Source organism: Janthinobacterium sp. LPB2021202312-11-4 (assembly GCF_037049705.1).
In the GTDB taxonomy this organism is placed as follows: Bacteria; Pseudomonadota; Gammaproteobacteria; order Pseudomonadales; family Pseudomonadaceae; genus Aquipseudomonas.
This window is the reverse complement of the sequence record NZ_JBAGKV010000001.1, coordinates 285,686-300,589: the sequence shown is the minus strand read 5'-3', so window position 1 is coordinate 300,589 and position 14,904 is coordinate 285,686. Positions and strand designations below refer to the sequence as shown.

The 14,904-nt window shown below is 59.8% G+C and carries 11 protein-coding genes; 5 read left to right on the top strand and 6 right to left on the bottom strand.

From position 1 onward, the window contains the following. The first annotated feature begins 75 nt into the window (after nt 1-75). Nucleotides 76-588 carry a dihydrofolate reductase gene (locus tag V5E99_RS01340; RefSeq protein ID WP_499800336.1) on the top strand — a complete coding sequence of 171 codons (513 nt, stop codon included), beginning with the start codon at nt 76-78 and terminating at the stop codon, nt 586-588. A 105-nt stretch (nt 589-693) separates the two neighbouring features. Here V5E99_RS01340 and V5E99_RS01335 read toward each other — a convergent pair whose 3' ends face one another. Beyond that, on the bottom strand, nt 694-2,085 hold the full coding sequence (locus V5E99_RS01335) for an L-cystine transporter (protein ID WP_499800334.1): 1,392 nt from the start codon (nt 2,083-2,085) through the stop codon (nt 694-696). 237 nt (nt 2,086-2,322) lie between these two features. Here V5E99_RS01335 and V5E99_RS01330 point away from each other — a divergent pair, with 237 nt between their 5' ends. The 4 genes from V5E99_RS01330 (at nt 2,323) to V5E99_RS01315 (ending at nt 7,775) form a co-directional block, all read left to right on the top strand. Beyond that, nucleotides 2,323-3,378, top strand: coding sequence for an HAD family hydrolase (locus V5E99_RS01330; RefSeq protein ID WP_499800332.1), 1,056 nt, complete (start codon nt 2,323-2,325; stop codon nt 3,376-3,378). Between the two features lie 208 nt (nt 3,379-3,586). Continuing rightward, nucleotides 3,587-4,120, top strand: coding sequence for an RNA polymerase sigma factor (locus tag V5E99_RS01325; RefSeq protein WP_499800330.1), 534 nt, complete (start codon nt 3,587-3,589; stop codon nt 4,118-4,120). Beyond that, complete coding sequence (locus V5E99_RS01320) at nt 4,117-5,109, top strand: FecR family protein (protein WP_499800329.1); 993 nt, start codon at nt 4,117-4,119, stop codon at nt 5,107-5,109. Before V5E99_RS01325 ends, V5E99_RS01320 begins: the two co-directional genes overlap by 4 nt. A 188-nt stretch (nt 5,110-5,297) precedes the next feature. Continuing rightward, the gene (locus tag V5E99_RS01315) at nt 5,298-7,775 is read left to right on the top strand and encodes a TonB-dependent siderophore receptor (protein WP_499800327.1); all 2,478 of its coding nucleotides are present in this window, start codon (nt 5,298-5,300) and stop codon (nt 7,773-7,775) included. 168 nt (nt 7,776-7,943) lie between these two features. On the opposite strand, the gene ilvD is transcribed toward V5E99_RS01315, so the two are convergent. From ilvD to V5E99_RS01290, 5 genes are all read right to left on the bottom strand, one after another. Next, a complete protein-coding gene (gene ilvD, locus V5E99_RS01310) occupies nt 7,944-9,785 on the bottom strand; it encodes a dihydroxy-acid dehydratase (RefSeq protein WP_054044474.1) in 1,842 nt (613 codons plus the stop codon). Nucleotides 9,786-10,043: 258 nt separating this feature from the next. After that, nucleotides 10,044-11,249: an MFS transporter gene (locus V5E99_RS01305; RefSeq protein ID WP_499800326.1), complete on the bottom strand. Its 1,206-nt coding sequence runs from the start codon at nt 11,247-11,249 to the stop codon at nt 10,044-10,046. Beyond that, nucleotides 11,242-12,207, bottom strand: a complete 966-nt coding sequence (locus V5E99_RS01300; RefSeq protein WP_499800324.1) for a diiron oxygenase — start codon at nt 12,205-12,207, stop codon at nt 11,242-11,244. The genes V5E99_RS01305 and V5E99_RS01300 overlap by 8 nt, the downstream gene beginning before the upstream one ends. Next, nucleotides 12,204-13,283 (bottom strand): SagB family peptide dehydrogenase, encoded by a 1,080-nt coding sequence (locus V5E99_RS01295; RefSeq protein WP_499800322.1) that lies wholly within the window; start codon nt 13,281-13,283, stop codon nt 12,204-12,206. Before V5E99_RS01295 ends, V5E99_RS01300 begins: the two co-directional genes overlap by 4 nt. A gap of 424 nt (nt 13,284-13,707) precedes the next feature. Further along, on the bottom strand, nt 13,708-14,904 hold the full coding sequence (locus V5E99_RS01290) for a class I SAM-dependent rRNA methyltransferase (protein ID WP_499800320.1): 1,197 nt from the start codon (nt 14,902-14,904) through the stop codon (nt 13,708-13,710).

Genomic DNA, 14,904 nt, shown 5'->3' with positions numbered 1-14,904 from the left:
GTCGCTTAAATGAACGCTGAGCATAACCGCTGTGGCGCTTATCGGGGAAAGGGAGGCTCTGGTATCCTCGCCGGCATGACTAAATCACTCCCCCTCAGCCTGATCGCAGCCCTCGGTGAAAACCGGGTGATCGGCGTCGACAACAGCATGCCCTGGCACTTGCCGGGGGACTTCAAATACTTCAAGGCCACCACCCTGGGCAAGCCGATCATCATGGGGCGCAAGACCTGGGATTCCCTCGGTCGTCCGTTGCCGGGCCGGTTGAACATCGTGGTCAGTCGTCAGGCGGATCTGGTGCTGGAAGGCGCGGAGGTTTATCCGTCGCTGGAGGCCGCCGTGGTTCGTGCCGAAGAATGGGCGAAGGAACAGGGCGTCGATGAGCTGATGCTGATTGGCGGGGCGCAGTTGTATGCCCAAGGGTTGGCAGAGGCGGATCGGCTGTATTTGACGCGTGTTGCGTTGAGCCCGGAAGGGGATGCGTGGTTTCCGGCGTTTGATTTGAACCAGTGGACGTTGGTGTCGAATGTGCCGAATGCGGCGGAAGGGGATAAGCCGGCGTACGCCTTTGAGGTTTGGGAAAAGGCCTAAAAGATCGCAGCCTGCGGCAGCTCCTACGGGGAGTTGCGGTGTGTGAACACCGCTGAACCCCTGTAGGAGCTGGCGAAGCCTGCGATCTTTTGATCTTGCTTTACATCAGGCCTGCGCCAACTCCGCATGCTCATCCGCATCCAGCAGTTCTTTATCCGTCTGCTGCATGATCTGGCTGGTAATCGCCCCCGCCGCAATCGAACCGCTGACGTTCAACGCCGTACGGCCCATGTCGATCAGCGGCTCAACGGAAATCAGCAACGCCACCAGTGACACCGGCAAACCCATGGCCGGCAGCACGATCAACGCGGCAAACGTCGCGCCGCCACCCACGCCCGCCACACCGGCCGAACTCAGGGTCACAATCGCCACCAGCGTTGCGATCCACAGCGGATCGAGCGGGTTGATACCCACGGTCGGCGCGACCATCACCGCCAACATCGCCGGGTACAGACCGGCACAACCGTTCTGACCAATGGTCGCGCCGAACGACGCGGCGAAACTGGCGATGGACTGTGGGATACCCAAACGGCTGGTCTGCGCTTCGATGCTCAGGGGAATCGTCGCCGCGCTGGAGCGGCTGGTGAAGGCAAAGGTCAGCACCGGCCAGATCTTGCGGAAAAACCGCAGCGGGTTGATCCCGGCCACCGACACCAGCAAGCCGTGGATCACGAACATCAAACCCAGGCCTATGTAGGAAACCACGACGAAACTGCCGAGCTTGATGATGTCTTGCAGGTTGGAGCCGGCAACCACTTTGGTCATCAGCGCCAGGACGCCGTACGGGGTCAGCTTCATCACCAGGCGCACCAGACGCATCACCCAGGCTTGCAGGGTGTCGATGGCGTTGAGCACTTTCTGACCTTTCTCCACGTCATCTTTGAGCAGTTGCAGTGCCGCGACCCCGAGGAACGCGGCGAAGATCACCACGCTGATGATCGACGTCGGCTTGGCCCGGGCCAGGTCGGCAAACGGGTTTTGCGGGATGAACGACAGCAGCAACTGCGGCACATTCAGGTCGGCGACCTTGCCGGCGTAATCGGTCTGGATGGTTTGCAGACGAGCCATTTCCTGGGTGCCGGCGACCAGGCCTTCGGCGGTCAGGCCGAACAGGTTGGTCAGGCCGATGCCGATCAGCGCGGCGATGGCGGTGGTGAACAGCAGCGTGCCGATGGTCAGGAAGCTGATCTTGCCCAACGACGAAGCGTTGTGCAGGCGGGCCACGGCGCTGAGGATCGAGGCGAACACCAGCGGGATCACGATCATTTGCAGCAACTGCACGTAACCGTTACCCACCAGGTCGAACCAGCCGATCGAGGTTTTCAGCACCGGGTTGCCGGCACCGTAAATGGCATGCAGTGCCACGCCGAAACCCACGCCCAAGGCCAGCGCGAGCAAGACTTTCTTGGCCAGGCTCCAAGAGGTGTGACGGGTTTGCGCCAAGCCGAAGAGCAGGGCAAGGAACACCAGCAGGTTGAGAATCAGCGGCAGATTCATAAGGACTCCATAGACTTGTGCCAGCCACCTTCGTGTGTGACTGCGAACCGGCAAGCCTAACAGCTTGATATCTAATGAATTAATACCGAAAACAGAGGTTGACTGTCGTTTTTGGAATAAGCCGCTGCCGCTGTGGGGAATGCGCCTGACGGAATCAGGACGCAAGCGGTCGCGGGCAGACGAGAACTGTCACACTTTTTTGTTAGCGTCGATCTCTTTGAATCAGGGAGAAAGCTAATGAAGTTCGCACCGAAATTTCTGGCTGCTGCACTCTGCCTCGGCCTCGCCGGCCAGGTATTTGCTACGGATTTGAAACACTGGCCCGCCGATCAGGCCAAGGCACTGGACGCGATGATCGCCGCCAATGCCAACAAAGGTAACTTCGCGGTGTTCGACATGGACAACACCAGTTACCGCTACGACCTCGAAGAGTCGTTGCTGCCGTTCATGGAAAACAAGGGCCTGATCACCCGCGACACCCTCGACCCCTCCCTGAAACTGATTCCGTTCAAAGACACCGCCGACCACAAGGAAAGCCTGTTCAGCTACTACTATCGCCTCTGCGAAATCGACGACATGGTTTGCTACCCGTGGGTCGCCCAGGTGTTTTCCGGCTTCACCCTGCAAGAGCTCAAGGGCTATGTGGATGAGCTGATGGCGTCCGGCAAACCGGTGCCGAGCACTTATTACGATGGCGATGTGGTCAAGACCATCGATGTCCAGCCGCCGAAAGTCTTCACCGGCCAGGCCGAGCTGTACAACAAGCTGATGGAAAACGGCATCGAGGTCTACGTGATGACCGCTGCTTCCGAAGAGCTGGTGCGCATGGTCGCGGCCGATCCGAAGTACGGCTACAACGTCAAACCGCAGAACGTGATCGGCGTGACCACGCTGCTCAAGGACCGCAAGACCGGCGAACTGACCACCGCGCGCAAACAGATCACCGCCGGCAAGTATGACGAGAAGGCCAACCTCGGCCTGGAACTGACGCCTTACCTGTGGACCCCGGCGACCTGGATGGCCGGCAAGCAAGCGGCGATCCTGACCTACATCGACGAATGGAAAAAACCGGTGCTGGTGGGCGGCGATACTCCGAGCAGCGACGGCTACATGCTGTTCCACAGTGTTGACGTGGCCAAGGGCGGGATTCACTTGTGGGTCAACCGCAAGGACAAATACATGACCCAACTCAACGGCATGATGGCCAAACACGCCGCAGCCCAAGCCAAAGAAGGCCTGCCGGTGACGGCGGACAAGAACTGGGTGATCGTCAAGCCTGAAGAGATTCAGTAAGCCCCAGTCGCGGCTTTCGCGGGCAAGCCTCGCTCCTACAGGATGGGCGCCAATTCATAAATGGCGCATAACCTGTAGGAGCGAGGCTTGCCCGCGAAGGCCATCACACAATTGCCGGGAAAGTCCTCAAAAAGATATCAATTGCGAATCACTCGCATCTTCTGCTAGCGTGCGCGCTCCTGAACGACCTCTCGATCAAGGTAGTGCTGTGCCCTCCTGGAATACGCAGATTGCTCGCCTGTTCGCCGAACAAAAGAAAGCCCTGGAAGCGTTCGTCACCCGCCGCACCGGCAGCGCCCAGGTGGCGGCCGACCTGACCCAGGAGTCTTTCCTGCGCCTGGCGCGTCTGGAATCCGGCGAAAAAATCGACAACCTGCCAGCCTTTCTTTTCACCATTGCCAGCAATCTGGTGCGTGATCACCAGCGCCAGACGATTCGTCGCGAGCGCCTGGAAGCCGGCGAACCCAGCGAAGACCTGCCATGCAGCAGCCCATCGGCGGTTGAACAGTTGTCCGCCTATCAGGACGAAGCCTTGATGCGCGATGCCATTTCGGCGTTGCCCGAGGCGACCCGACAGATTTTCCTGCTCTATCATGTCGACGAACATTCCTACCGCGAGATTGCCGAGCGTCTGGCCATCAGCCCGCGTAGCGTCGAATACCAATTGCGTCGTGCGCTGATCGATTGCCGGGCCTTTATCCAGGCGCGGCTGGCGAGCGATGACCGAGGTGCGCGGCCATGACTCGCGAACCCGTACCCGTGGAACCCCTGATGATTGAACCTGCCGCAACGACGACGGCCGACGACCTGTTTGCCGAGGCGTCTGGCTGGTACTTCCGCCTCCAGGCCGACGACGTGAGCGCCACTGAACTGGATGGGTTTGCCACCTGGCTGGCCCAGGGCCAGGCCCAGGATGACGCGTGGCAGGAAGTCCAGGCGTTGCTCGGCGCTCTGCGCGAACCGGCGCGCTCGATCCGCCAGCAGGAGCAGGCGCGTTGGCGTAAACCGCGTCCTCGGCAATGGTTCGAATGGGCGTGCGCTGCTGCGGTGTTATTGCTGGTCGGCAGCGTCGCGTTGCACACCCCTTGGCTGGATCGCTTGCGCGCCGACTATGCGACCGGCACCGGCGAGACGCGCCGGGTTGAGTTGGCCGATGGTTCGACGCTGCAACTCAATACCGATACCGCCCTTCAAGTCCGCATGAGCGCGGGGGAGCGGCAGGTGCGGCTGTTAAGGGGCGAGGCCTGGTTCGAAGTGACCAAGGATGCCGCGCGGCCCTTTGTCGTGGTGTCCGGGGACGGTTGGGTGAAAGTCGTCGGCACCCAATTTAGCGTGGCCCGGCACACTGATCAGACGCGGGTGCAGGTCGCCCAGGGCCGCGTCGAGGTCAGCGCCGGCAGTGGCGAACCTGTGTATCTGGAGCCCGGCCGGGCGGTCGAGTATCAGGGCCGGCAACTGACGGCGGTGCACGGTTTTGATCCGGCCCGCGAGTTTGCCTGGCGTCAGCGCCAACTGGTGTTTCGCCAGCAACCCCTGGCCGAGGTGGTGGACGAGTTGAACCGCTACTGGCCTGGTCGCACGCTGGTGGTGGGCGATGGCTTGCGCGAGCGGCAAGTCTCCGGAGTGTTCGACATCGACAAGCCCGACGCCGTGGTCAAGGCGCTGGTCTACACCCTGCACCTGCGTGCCGAACATTACACCCCGTATTTGCTGGTGCTGCGCGAGGGCTGATCGGTGGCGAGGGAGCAACCCCCCACGCCACAGGTTGGTGTTCGTTTTTTGGCGTGGCTGCAAATAATTCTCAAATAGTTTCAGGGTTTTCCCGCGGGTCGTCGTCCTTGATCACTGAGGCGTAAACAATAAGCACTCTCAAGTAGTGCCGCGCCGCCACACCGACTTCGATCATTGGGGAAACATCCATGGGACATCCGATTGCCGCCCGGCGCCTGCCCGGCCTGCCGACCTTGTTGACGCTGGCCCTGGGCCTGGCCGTTGCGGGCGGACCGGTCTGTGCACAGACCGCACCCGCCGCGCAGGCCCAGCTCTATCGTTTCGAGATTCCGGCGCAGTCCCTGGATGCCGCGTTGGCCGCGTTTTCGGCGGTGACCCGCGTGCAAGTGCTGGTCTCCTCAGAAGTGACCCAGGGTGTGCGATCCCCGGGCCTGCGCGGCAGCTATGCCAAGGATGAAGCCTTGGCGCGGTTGCTGGCGGGCACCGGGCTGGAAGCGAGTTACATCGACAGCGACAGCGTGACCCTGGAAAAACGCCTGGCCACGGGTTCGGCCATGGAATTGGGTGCTACCAAAGTGAGTGCCCAACGCCTGGGGACGACCACCGAAGGCAGCGGTTCCTACACCACCGGCGCCGTCACCCTCGGTAAAAGTACCCAGAAGCTCAAGGACATCCCGCAATCGGTCAGCGTGCTGACCCGCAAGGCTATGGATGACCGCAACATCACCACCCTGACCCAAGCGGTTGAAGCCATCCCCGGCCTGAGTTCGATCAGATCGCCCGGCCCCGGCATGTTCATGTTTGCCCGCGGTTTTGATATCGAAGCGCTGCAATACGACGGCGTACCCGTTCCGCGCGATGTCTACGCGCTGGGCAGCTACATCACCGAAAACATGGTCATCTACGACCGCATGGAAGTGTTGCGCGGCGCGGCGGGTTTGCTTCAAGGGGCCAACAGCCCCGGCGGCGCGATCAACCTGGTGCGCAAACGTCCGCAAGCCGCACCGACTGTGACCTTGAGTGCCAAGGCCGGCAGTTGGGACCGTTATGCCTCGCAAGCGGATGTCGGTGGTCCGCTGAATGAAACCGGCACCATCCGTGGCCGTGCGGTGGTCAACTACGAGAAAGGGCATTCGTTTTCCGATTACACGTGGAACTGGGAACAGACCGTGTACGGCGCGCTGGACTTCGACCTGAGCGACGACACCTTGCTCGGCGTGGGCTTCAGCAACAAGAAAAGCCATGGCCGGCCTTATTTCCTTGGCTTACCGCGCTACACCGATGGCAAGCCGCTGGACCTGCCGCGTTCCTCCTACACCGGTTCGACCTGGAACCGTTCGTTCAACGACCAGACCGCCGTGTACCTGGACCTGGAGCATCACTTCAACGACAACTGGAAAATCAAGGCGTCGGCGATCGCGATGAACGAGTCCAACGAAGCGACGTATCAGTTCATCGCCGGGGCGGTGCCCGTCGGCACGACCACCGGGCCGCGCTTCGCGGATTACTCCACCGATTTCTACGGCAAAAACCGGGGGCTGGACGTGTTCGTCAACGGCGACTTCGAAGCCTTGTCGTTCAAGCAAAGCGTGGTGCTGGGCGCCAACTATTCGAAGTACACCACCGATGATGCTTATGCCCGGGCGTTCTCGCCAGGCGTGGACATCAGCGATATCGACCATCATCGTCCTGACCAGAGCTTCGACAGCATCGCCGACAGCGCCAACCTGGCCACCAGCACCTACGACGTTCGGCAGAAAGGCATTTACGGCTCGTGGAGGGTCAAGCTGACCGATCCGCTGACCCTGATCCTCGGTGCGCGCACCAGTTGGTACGACTACCACTTCGATCAGGACAACTATTTCGCCCGCGAACTGCAGGACGGCGGCGAGAAAACCTCGGTCAAGGCCAGCGGCAAAGTCACGCCCTACGCCGGTCTGGTGTATGCGCTGAATGATGAGTGGTCGGTCTACGGCAGCTACTCCGAAGTGTTCATTCCCCAGGTCCAACTGACCAAACAGAAAACCGGGCTGCCACCGGTAGAAGGCAAAAACTACGAGCTGGGGATCAAGGGCGAGTTGATGGACGGCCAGCTCAACACCTCGCTGGCGCTGTTCCGCTACATTCACAAAAATCGTGCGGTCACCGACTTCACCACCGATATCGAAAGCGACGAAGCGTGCAGCGGTTGGTACTGCTCGACGGCGTCCGGGAAGATTCGCAGCCAGGGCATCGAAGCCGAGGTCAGCGGTGAAGTCGCGCCGGGTTTGCAACTGGCCAGCAGCTACACCTATAACACCACCAAATTCCTCAAGGACCCGGAGCTGGAGGGCAAGGTGTTCTCGACCTTTACGCCGATGCACATGCTGCGTATTTGGGGTGATTACACCTTGCCGGGCGACTTCAACAAAGTCAGCGTCGGTTTGGGTGTCAACGCGCAAAGCCGCACCGTGGCGTTTGATCGCGGTTTCGAACAGCCAGGGTTTGCCATCTGGAATTCGCGCGTTGCCTATGAGGCCAGCGATGAAGTGACGCTGGCGGTGAACTTCAACAACCTGTTCGACAAACAATACTTCATCCCGTCGTACAGCCAGGTTTCGGCCAACAACTACTACGGCGATCCGCGGAACATGATGTTCAGCGTGACCTACAAACCACAGTTCTAACTGGCTCAACACGGACTGTAGGAGCTGCCGAAGGCTGCGATCTTTTGATCTTTCTTTTGCGCGACCTTTGAAGATCAAAAGATCGCAGCCTGCGGCAGCTCCTACAGGGATCGGTGAAAACAAAATGCCCCGCACTTGGCGGGGCATTTTTTATTCAACGGTTAAGCATTACAGCCCGTCGAGCATCGCTTTGTTACGTACCGCACCCTTGTCGGCGCTGGTGGCCAGCAGGGCGTAGGCTTTCAGCGCGGTGGTGACTTTACGTGGACGCTTCTCGACGGGTTTCCAGCCTTTCTGATCCTGTTCGACCCGGCGTGCGGCCAGTTCTTCATCGCTGATCAACAGGTTGATCGAACGGTTCGGAATGTCGATCAGCACCTTGTCGCCATCCTGCACCAGACCAATCGCGCCGCCAGCAGCGGCTTCTGGCGAAGCGTGACCGATGGACAGGCCCGAGGTGCCGCCGGAGAAACGACCGTCGGTGAGCAGCGCGCAGGCTTTGCCTAGGCCTTTGGATTTCAGATACGAAGTCGGGTAGAGCATTTCCTGCATGCCCGGGCCGCCTTTCGGGCCTTCGTAACGGATGATCACGATGTCGCCGGCCTTCACTTCGTCAGCGAGGATGCCGCGCACGGCGCTGTCCTGGCTTTCGAAGATCTTCGCGTTGCCTTCGAAGACGTGGATCGACTCGTCGACGCCGGCGGTTTTCACCACACAGCCATCCAGTGCGATGTTGCCGTAGAGAACGGCCAGGCCACCTTCTTGCGAGTAAGCATGCTCGACACTGCGGATGCAGCCGTTTTCACGGTCGTCGTCCAGGGTTTCCCAGCGGGTCGACTGACTGAACGCGGTTTGCGTCGGGATGCCCGCCGGGCCGGCCTTGAAGAAGTGATGCACGGCTTCGTCGGTGGTCTGGGTGATGTCCCACTTGGCGATACCTTCGGCCATGCTCTTGCTGTGCACGGTCGGCAGTTCGGTGTGCAGCAGGCCACCACGGGCCAGCGAGCCGAGGATGCTGAAGATCCCGCCGGCACGGTGCACGTCTTCCATGTGGTACTTCTGGATATTCGGTGCGACTTTGCACAGTTGCGGCACGTGGCGCGAGAGGCGGTCGATGTCCTTCAGGTCGAAGTCGATCTCGGCTTCCTGGGCGGCGGCCAGCAAGTGCAGGATGGTGTTGGTGGAGCCGCCCATGGCGATGTCCAGGGTCATGGCGTTTTCGAACGCCTTGAAGTTGGCGATGTTGCGCGGCAGTACCGACTCATCGTTGTCGCCGTAGTAACGCTTGCACAGGTCGACGATGGTGCGCCCGGCCTGCAGGAACAGTTGCTCGCGGTCGCTGTGAGTGGCCAGCGTCGAACCGTTGCCCGGCAGTGCCAGGCCCAGGGCTTCAACCAGGCAGTTCATCGAGTTGGCGGTGAACATGCCGGAACACGAACCGCAGGTAGGGCAAGCGCTGCGCTCGTACTCAGCGACTTTCTCGTCAGAAGCGCTGGAGTCGGCGGCGATGACCATGGCGTCGACCAGGTCGAGACCGTGGGAGGCGAGTTTGGTCTTGCCGGCTTCCATCGGGCCGCCGGACACGAAGATCACCGGGATGTTCAGGCGCAAAGCGGCCATCAGCATGCCAGGGGTGATCTTGTCGCAGTTGGAGATGCAGACGATGGCGTCGGCGCAGTGGGCGTTGACCATGTATTCGACGGAGTCGGCGATGATCTCGCGGCTCGGCAGCGAATACAGCATGCCGTCGTGACCCATGGCGATGCCGTCATCCACGGCGATGGTGTTGAATTCTTTCGCTACGCCACCGGCCCGTTCGATTTCCCGGGCGACCAGTTGGCCCAGGTCCTTGAGGTGGACATGGCCCGGCACGAACTGGGTGAAGGAGTTGGCAATGGCGATGATCGGCTTCTTGAAGTCGTCATCTTTCATCCCCGTGGCGCGCCACAGTGCGCGGGCACCGGCCATGTTGCGGCCGTGGGTGGATGTTTTCGAGCGGTAATCAGGCATGGAGCACTCCGGGCGGCTAATCAGGTAACAAATGGGGAGTGAGCTTCTATTGACGTCTGGAACACTCAGAAATGGCCGTGTGTCCGGAAGTTGCCGATGACTTTGCGGGATCGCCGCTTGCCTCAGCCTGAGCTCATAAACCCGCCGGGGGATGAATGGCGATGAATCTCGCGATTCTACACCGCTGGCGTCAGGAGGGAATGCCGGAAAGTGTTGATCCAGCGCTGACGCAGCGTGCGGGATGACGACCGGCAGTTTTCAGCCGACGGTCAGTGCCCGATGGCGCCGGGTCAACAGCGCATTGAGGCCCATGCCGGAGGCGCTCAACAATAGAAAACTCAGCGCCAGGGTGGTTTGCAGGTCGGTACTGCTCAGGTTGATCAGCGCACTGATCAAGCCGCCGAAGATAAAGATCAGCGTGTTGCCCGCCGCCGCTGAAGTACCCGCCATGTCCGCAAACACCTCCATGGCCTTGGAGGTGGCGACAGGCCGAGCAATGGTGGTGCCGGCGGTGCAGATGATCATCGGGACCAACACGGTCAGGGTCGACAGCCCCAGCAGCATCGAAAGCATGAACATCATCAAGCCCGAAAAGAAGATCAGGCCCAGGCCGACGATGATTTGGGTATTGGCTTCAATCCGCCCGCCAATGAGCCGGGCGACAATCCCGCCGATGATGTAAGCAAGGCCATAGAGCAACAGCGTCAGCGAGAACTCATAGGGCGAGAGGTGCAGTTGCTCCATGAAGATCAGCGGCGAAATGACAATGAAGGAAAAGTGGCAGGCGAAGGCAATCGAGGCGATCAGCCAATAGCCGAGAAACCGGGCATCGCGGTAGACCAAACGGTAGGACTGGATGATGCCTTGGCGGGTGACTTTGGCCGGGCGCTGGTTTTCGAGAAAGAAGCAGGCTTTCAGGAACACGGCGCTGGCCAGGGCGATGAACACTACAAAGCTTCCAGGCCAGTCCAGGGCTTGTTGCAGCAAGGTCCCGGCCAGGGGCGAGATAGAAATGAAAATCCCGCTGGCGGTGACCATCAGAATCCGCAGCCGATCCCGTTCCTTGCCTTCGAACAGGTCTTGGACCAGAGCCTGAGTGAGCACGAAGCAGCCGCAACCGATGGCCTGGATCAGCCGGAACAGCAGGAACCAGGCGTACTCGGTGGCCAGCAGGCAACCCGTCGCGCCGATGATCGAGACCACCATGCCCGCCAGCAACAAACCCTTGCGCCCGAAGGTGTCCGACAGCGGCCCGATCAGCAGTTGAGACAGGGCGATGCCGACGGCGAACAGGCTGATGGACAGTGCAATGTCGGACGGCGTGGTCCGGAAGTGCCCGGCCAGCGCTGCGAATGAGGGTAGGAGCACATCCAGTGGAAAGACCCCGAGCAACACCATGGTCATTAACAGGATGACGGCGGCCCGGCGTTTTTTGAGGCTTGCAGCAGATATCCCTTCATCCATCGACAATCCCTGCCTGTGTGAAAAGTTGCCGGTTGCTGTGCAGGTCGAAGAACCCTGCATTGTGTAACGCCTGGAGTGTGGCGCGAGCCCCTGAAAGGACGCGTTGGGCGCTGGCCGCCTGGCCGGTGAGGCCGCCGAGGATGTCCGCGATACAGGCAACATTCAATCCCGTGCTGCGCAGGCTTTCCTTCAGCCATCGTTCATCGATTTCAAAGAATGTCAGCAGGACCTGCACCAGGTATTTGGCGGTGAACGTGCGCTGACTGCTGTTCAGGGTCAGCCACAGATAATGGAACACTTCTGAGAAATAGCGACTGTGACGCGCTTCATCCGTGAGGTGGTCCTTGAGCATTTCCTGGACGCTGGACACCAAGGCGTCGCGGCTGACGTCGAGCAGCTCCCTGGCGATGATGGTCTCCGAGACGAAACCGACGAGAAACCAGGCCAGTGCCTTATGCCGTTCCGGGGTCTGGTCGAGCAGGGCGTTCAGGCGGGTAATCCGCTGCGGTATCACCGGACGCGAGGCGATGCCGTAGTGGTTGGCAATCTGCTCGGCGAGGCTGTCGGAAAACAGCGCGTGAAAGCCCTCGTCGGTGTAGAGCTGCAACGCAGCTGTTTTCATTTTCTGCGGGATGCTGACGCCCAGTTCACCGTGGACGATGGTTTCCACGGCCCGGTTGACGATGCGATGTTCCAGCAGCGTGGTGTAGTCGAGGAAATACACCAGGTGATTGGCCGATAGCCGATGGATGACCGATTGGCCTGCGGCTTTGATGCTCGGGTGGCTGAGGTACGGCAAAAAGGCCGGGGGGAACCAGTGACGGGTTTCCAGTTGCTGTTCCAGGTCTGGCGGCAATTGGTAGGTATGTTCGCTGGCGCGCACCGAGGCGCGGGAGTTCCAGTCGCCAAGGGTAAAACGCCGGGCCCAGGAATCCGGAAGGGTAGTGGCGCTGATCATTCTGGAAGCCCCGGGTTGTTCAACAGCGCTTTCAATTCCTCGCACATCACCTGCCCGTCGCTCTGGCCGCATCCGACAAAAAACAACGGTTGTTCCGCGCTGTCCTCAAGGCCCAGGAGTGCTTCGACCTGATCGTCCGTCAGTGCGCCGGTCAGCCAAGTGCTCAAACCCAGTGCCGTGGCCACCAGTTGGAAGGTCTGGGCAATATGACCGGCCTCGACATACGCCATCCGGTAAGCCCGGGAGTGCGGGTATTTCCACCACAACTTGTCGAAGCGCGCGCTGATGAACAGGCCGACGGGCAAGTTGTTGATGAAATGTTGGCCGCACAGGAGTTGTCCCAAAGGTGAGTCGGGCAATGTGTTGACGAAACTCAGCGCATGATCGGCCGGATGATAGGCGTAGAGTCCGGGGGCGAGGCCACTGACGTTTTGCACATGGAGAAAGCCTTCGCAGGCATTTAATCCTCCACCTGAAGGGCTGCTGCGGCGGGCGCTCAGACCTTCGGCGACCGTATCATCAACATCCAGTTCGCGCTCTTTGAGATAGCCGAGGGCCAGATAAAGCAACGTACTGACCTCTTCGAGGGCAATCGCCTCCCCGGTGAAAGAACGGCAGGTCTTACGGTTGATCAAGGCATCGGCGAGGCTTTCCGCCGGTAACCCGGAGGGCGCGGGGAGGGCAATCAGTTCGTTCGTCGCGCGGTGCGCGAGAGCGAAGTCTGGCGTGCTGGAGGCCAATACTTCATTGCAATGGTCCAGATAGTGCCTCGACCATTCATGGCTATTCTGTGGGATGTATTCGAACGGCAGGTTCTTGGTGCCGATATGAAATATTTTTGATAGTTCATCCCAGCCCCACTCTGGAACATCGGTTTTTAAAGTTGTGAGTATTCCGGTATTCAAAAATTGAATATCGATGATGTTCTTGTTATCGAACTTGCTCGGGCTGTCGATAAGTTCTGCCAGTCGGGTTGAATACGCCAGGTTCAGTTCAAATTGTTTGTGGTTCTTATAGTCCCAGACAATTTGACCTGGCGTGCGAGGCAATATGAATAGATGCGGGTTTAGCTGCATGATGGGTGCTTCACTCTGACGGAACCAGGAAAACGCTGGGTAAGCCGGCACTCCCCAGCGCCTCATTTACTTAGCGGGCTTTTGGCGCGACCAGAAAAGCCAGGTTAGCGATTTTGTTGGTTTCCAGAGTAACTGCTTTCATGTTGTGAACTCCTTGTAAGTGATAGTGAATGCCACTCCTTGGTGACAACTCAATCATAGTTTGTAATGAGTTCTTATCAAGTGGAATGTTAGTAGGAAACTTCCAGTAATTTTGTGGGAGTGATCTTTAGACTTGCAATGGTGTGTAAGTCTTATTCTTTAGAATAGAAGATGCAGGGAAACTTCCTGCACGTCCGTAGGACGACAAGTGTAAGAAATAGAGAAGTTCAGGAGAGGAGAAAGCAAACGGGGAGCCTGTTGGCTCCCCGTCAAACCCGCGTAATCAGCTGTTTGGCAGCAGGCGGCAGGTGATGCTCTTGATGTAGCGGGTTTCGGCGATGGCCGGGTGCACCGGATGATCCGGGCCTTGGCCGCCACGTTCCAGCATCTGGATGTTGCGATCCAGGTGACGGGCGCTGGTCAGCAGGATGTTCTGCAGGTCATCTTCCGGCAGGTGCATCGAGCACGAAGCGCTGATCAGGATGCCGTCCTTGCTTAGCAGGCGCATGGCTTGCTCGTTCAGACGACGGTAGGCGCCTTCGCCGTTCTTCATGTCTTTCTTGCGTTTGATGAACGCCGGCGGGTCGGCCACGATCACGTCGAAACGTTCTTCGCTGGCTTTCAGCTCTTTCAGGGCTTCGAACACGTCGCCTTCAATGCAGGTCATTTTCTCGGCGACACCGTTCAACGCGGCGTTACGCTCGACACCGTCGAGGGCGAAGGCCGATGCGTCGACGCAGAACACTTCACTGGCGCCGAACGCGGCCGCTTGCACGCCCCAGCCGCCGATGTAGCTGTAGAGGTCGAGTACGCGTTTGCCTTTGGCGTAAGGGGCCAGGCGCGCGCGGTTCATGCGGTGGTCGTAGAACCAGCCGGTTTTCTGGCCCTGGATGACCGGCGCTTCGAATTTCACACCGTTCTCTTCCAGCGCGACCCACTCCGGCACCAGGCCGAACACGGTTTCGACGTAGCGGTTGAGGCCTTCGGCGTCGCGCGCGGCGGAGTCGTTCTTGAACAGAATCCCGCTAGGCTTGAGCACTTGGGTCAGTGCCGCGATGACGTCTTCTTTATGGGCTTCCATGGTCGCCGAAGCGATCTGCACCACCAGGATGTCGCCGAAACGGTCGACCACCAAGCCTGGCAACAGATCGGAATCACCGTAGACCAGGCGATAGAACGGCTTGTCGAACAGGCGATCACGCAGGGACAGGGCGACGTTCAGGCGATGCACCAGCAGCGACTTGTCCAGCGGCAACTTGACGTCGCGCGACAGCAAACGGGCGCAGATCAGGTTGTTTGGGCTCATGGCAACGATGCCCAGCGGCTTGCCGCTGGCGGCCTCGAGGATCGCCTGGTCGCCGGGCTTAAAGCCGTGCAAAGGGGTCGCCGCTACATCGATTTCGTTGCTATAGACCCACAAGTGGCCGTTTCGCAGGCGTCGGTCGGCGTTGGCTTTAAGGCGCAGGCTAGGCAGGGACAT

Coding starts and splice junctions, on each gene's coding strand:
- V5E99_RS01340 (WP_499800336.1), top strand. CDS start 76: ATGACTAAATCACTCCCCCTCAGCCTGATCGCAGCCCTCGGTGAAAAC.
- V5E99_RS01330 (WP_499800332.1), top strand. CDS start 2,323: ATGAAGTTCGCACCGAAATTTCTGGCTGCTGCACTCTGCCTCGGCCTC.
- V5E99_RS01335 (WP_499800334.1), bottom strand. CDS start 2,085: ATGAATCTGCCGCTGATTCTCAACCTGCTGGTGTTCCTTGCCCTGCTC.
- V5E99_RS01295 (WP_499800322.1), bottom strand. CDS start 13,283: ATGCAGCTAAACCCGCATCTATTCATATTGCCTCGCACGCCAGGTCAA.
- V5E99_RS01300 (WP_499800324.1), bottom strand. CDS start 12,207: ATGATCAGCGCCACTACCCTTCCGGATTCCTGGGCCCGGCGTTTTACC.
- ilvD (WP_054044474.1), bottom strand. CDS start 9,785: ATGCCTGATTACCGCTCGAAAACATCCACCCACGGCCGCAACATGGCC.
- V5E99_RS01305 (WP_499800326.1), bottom strand. CDS start 11,249: ATGGATGAAGGGATATCTGCTGCAAGCCTCAAAAAACGCCGGGCCGCC.
- V5E99_RS01320 (WP_499800329.1), top strand. CDS start 4,117: ATGACTCGCGAACCCGTACCCGTGGAACCCCTGATGATTGAACCTGCC.
- V5E99_RS01315 (WP_499800327.1), top strand. CDS start 5,298: ATGGGACATCCGATTGCCGCCCGGCGCCTGCCCGGCCTGCCGACCTTG.
- V5E99_RS01290 (WP_499800320.1), bottom strand. CDS start 14,904: ATGTCCCTGCCTAGCCTGCGCCTTAAAGCCAACGCCGACCGACGCCTG.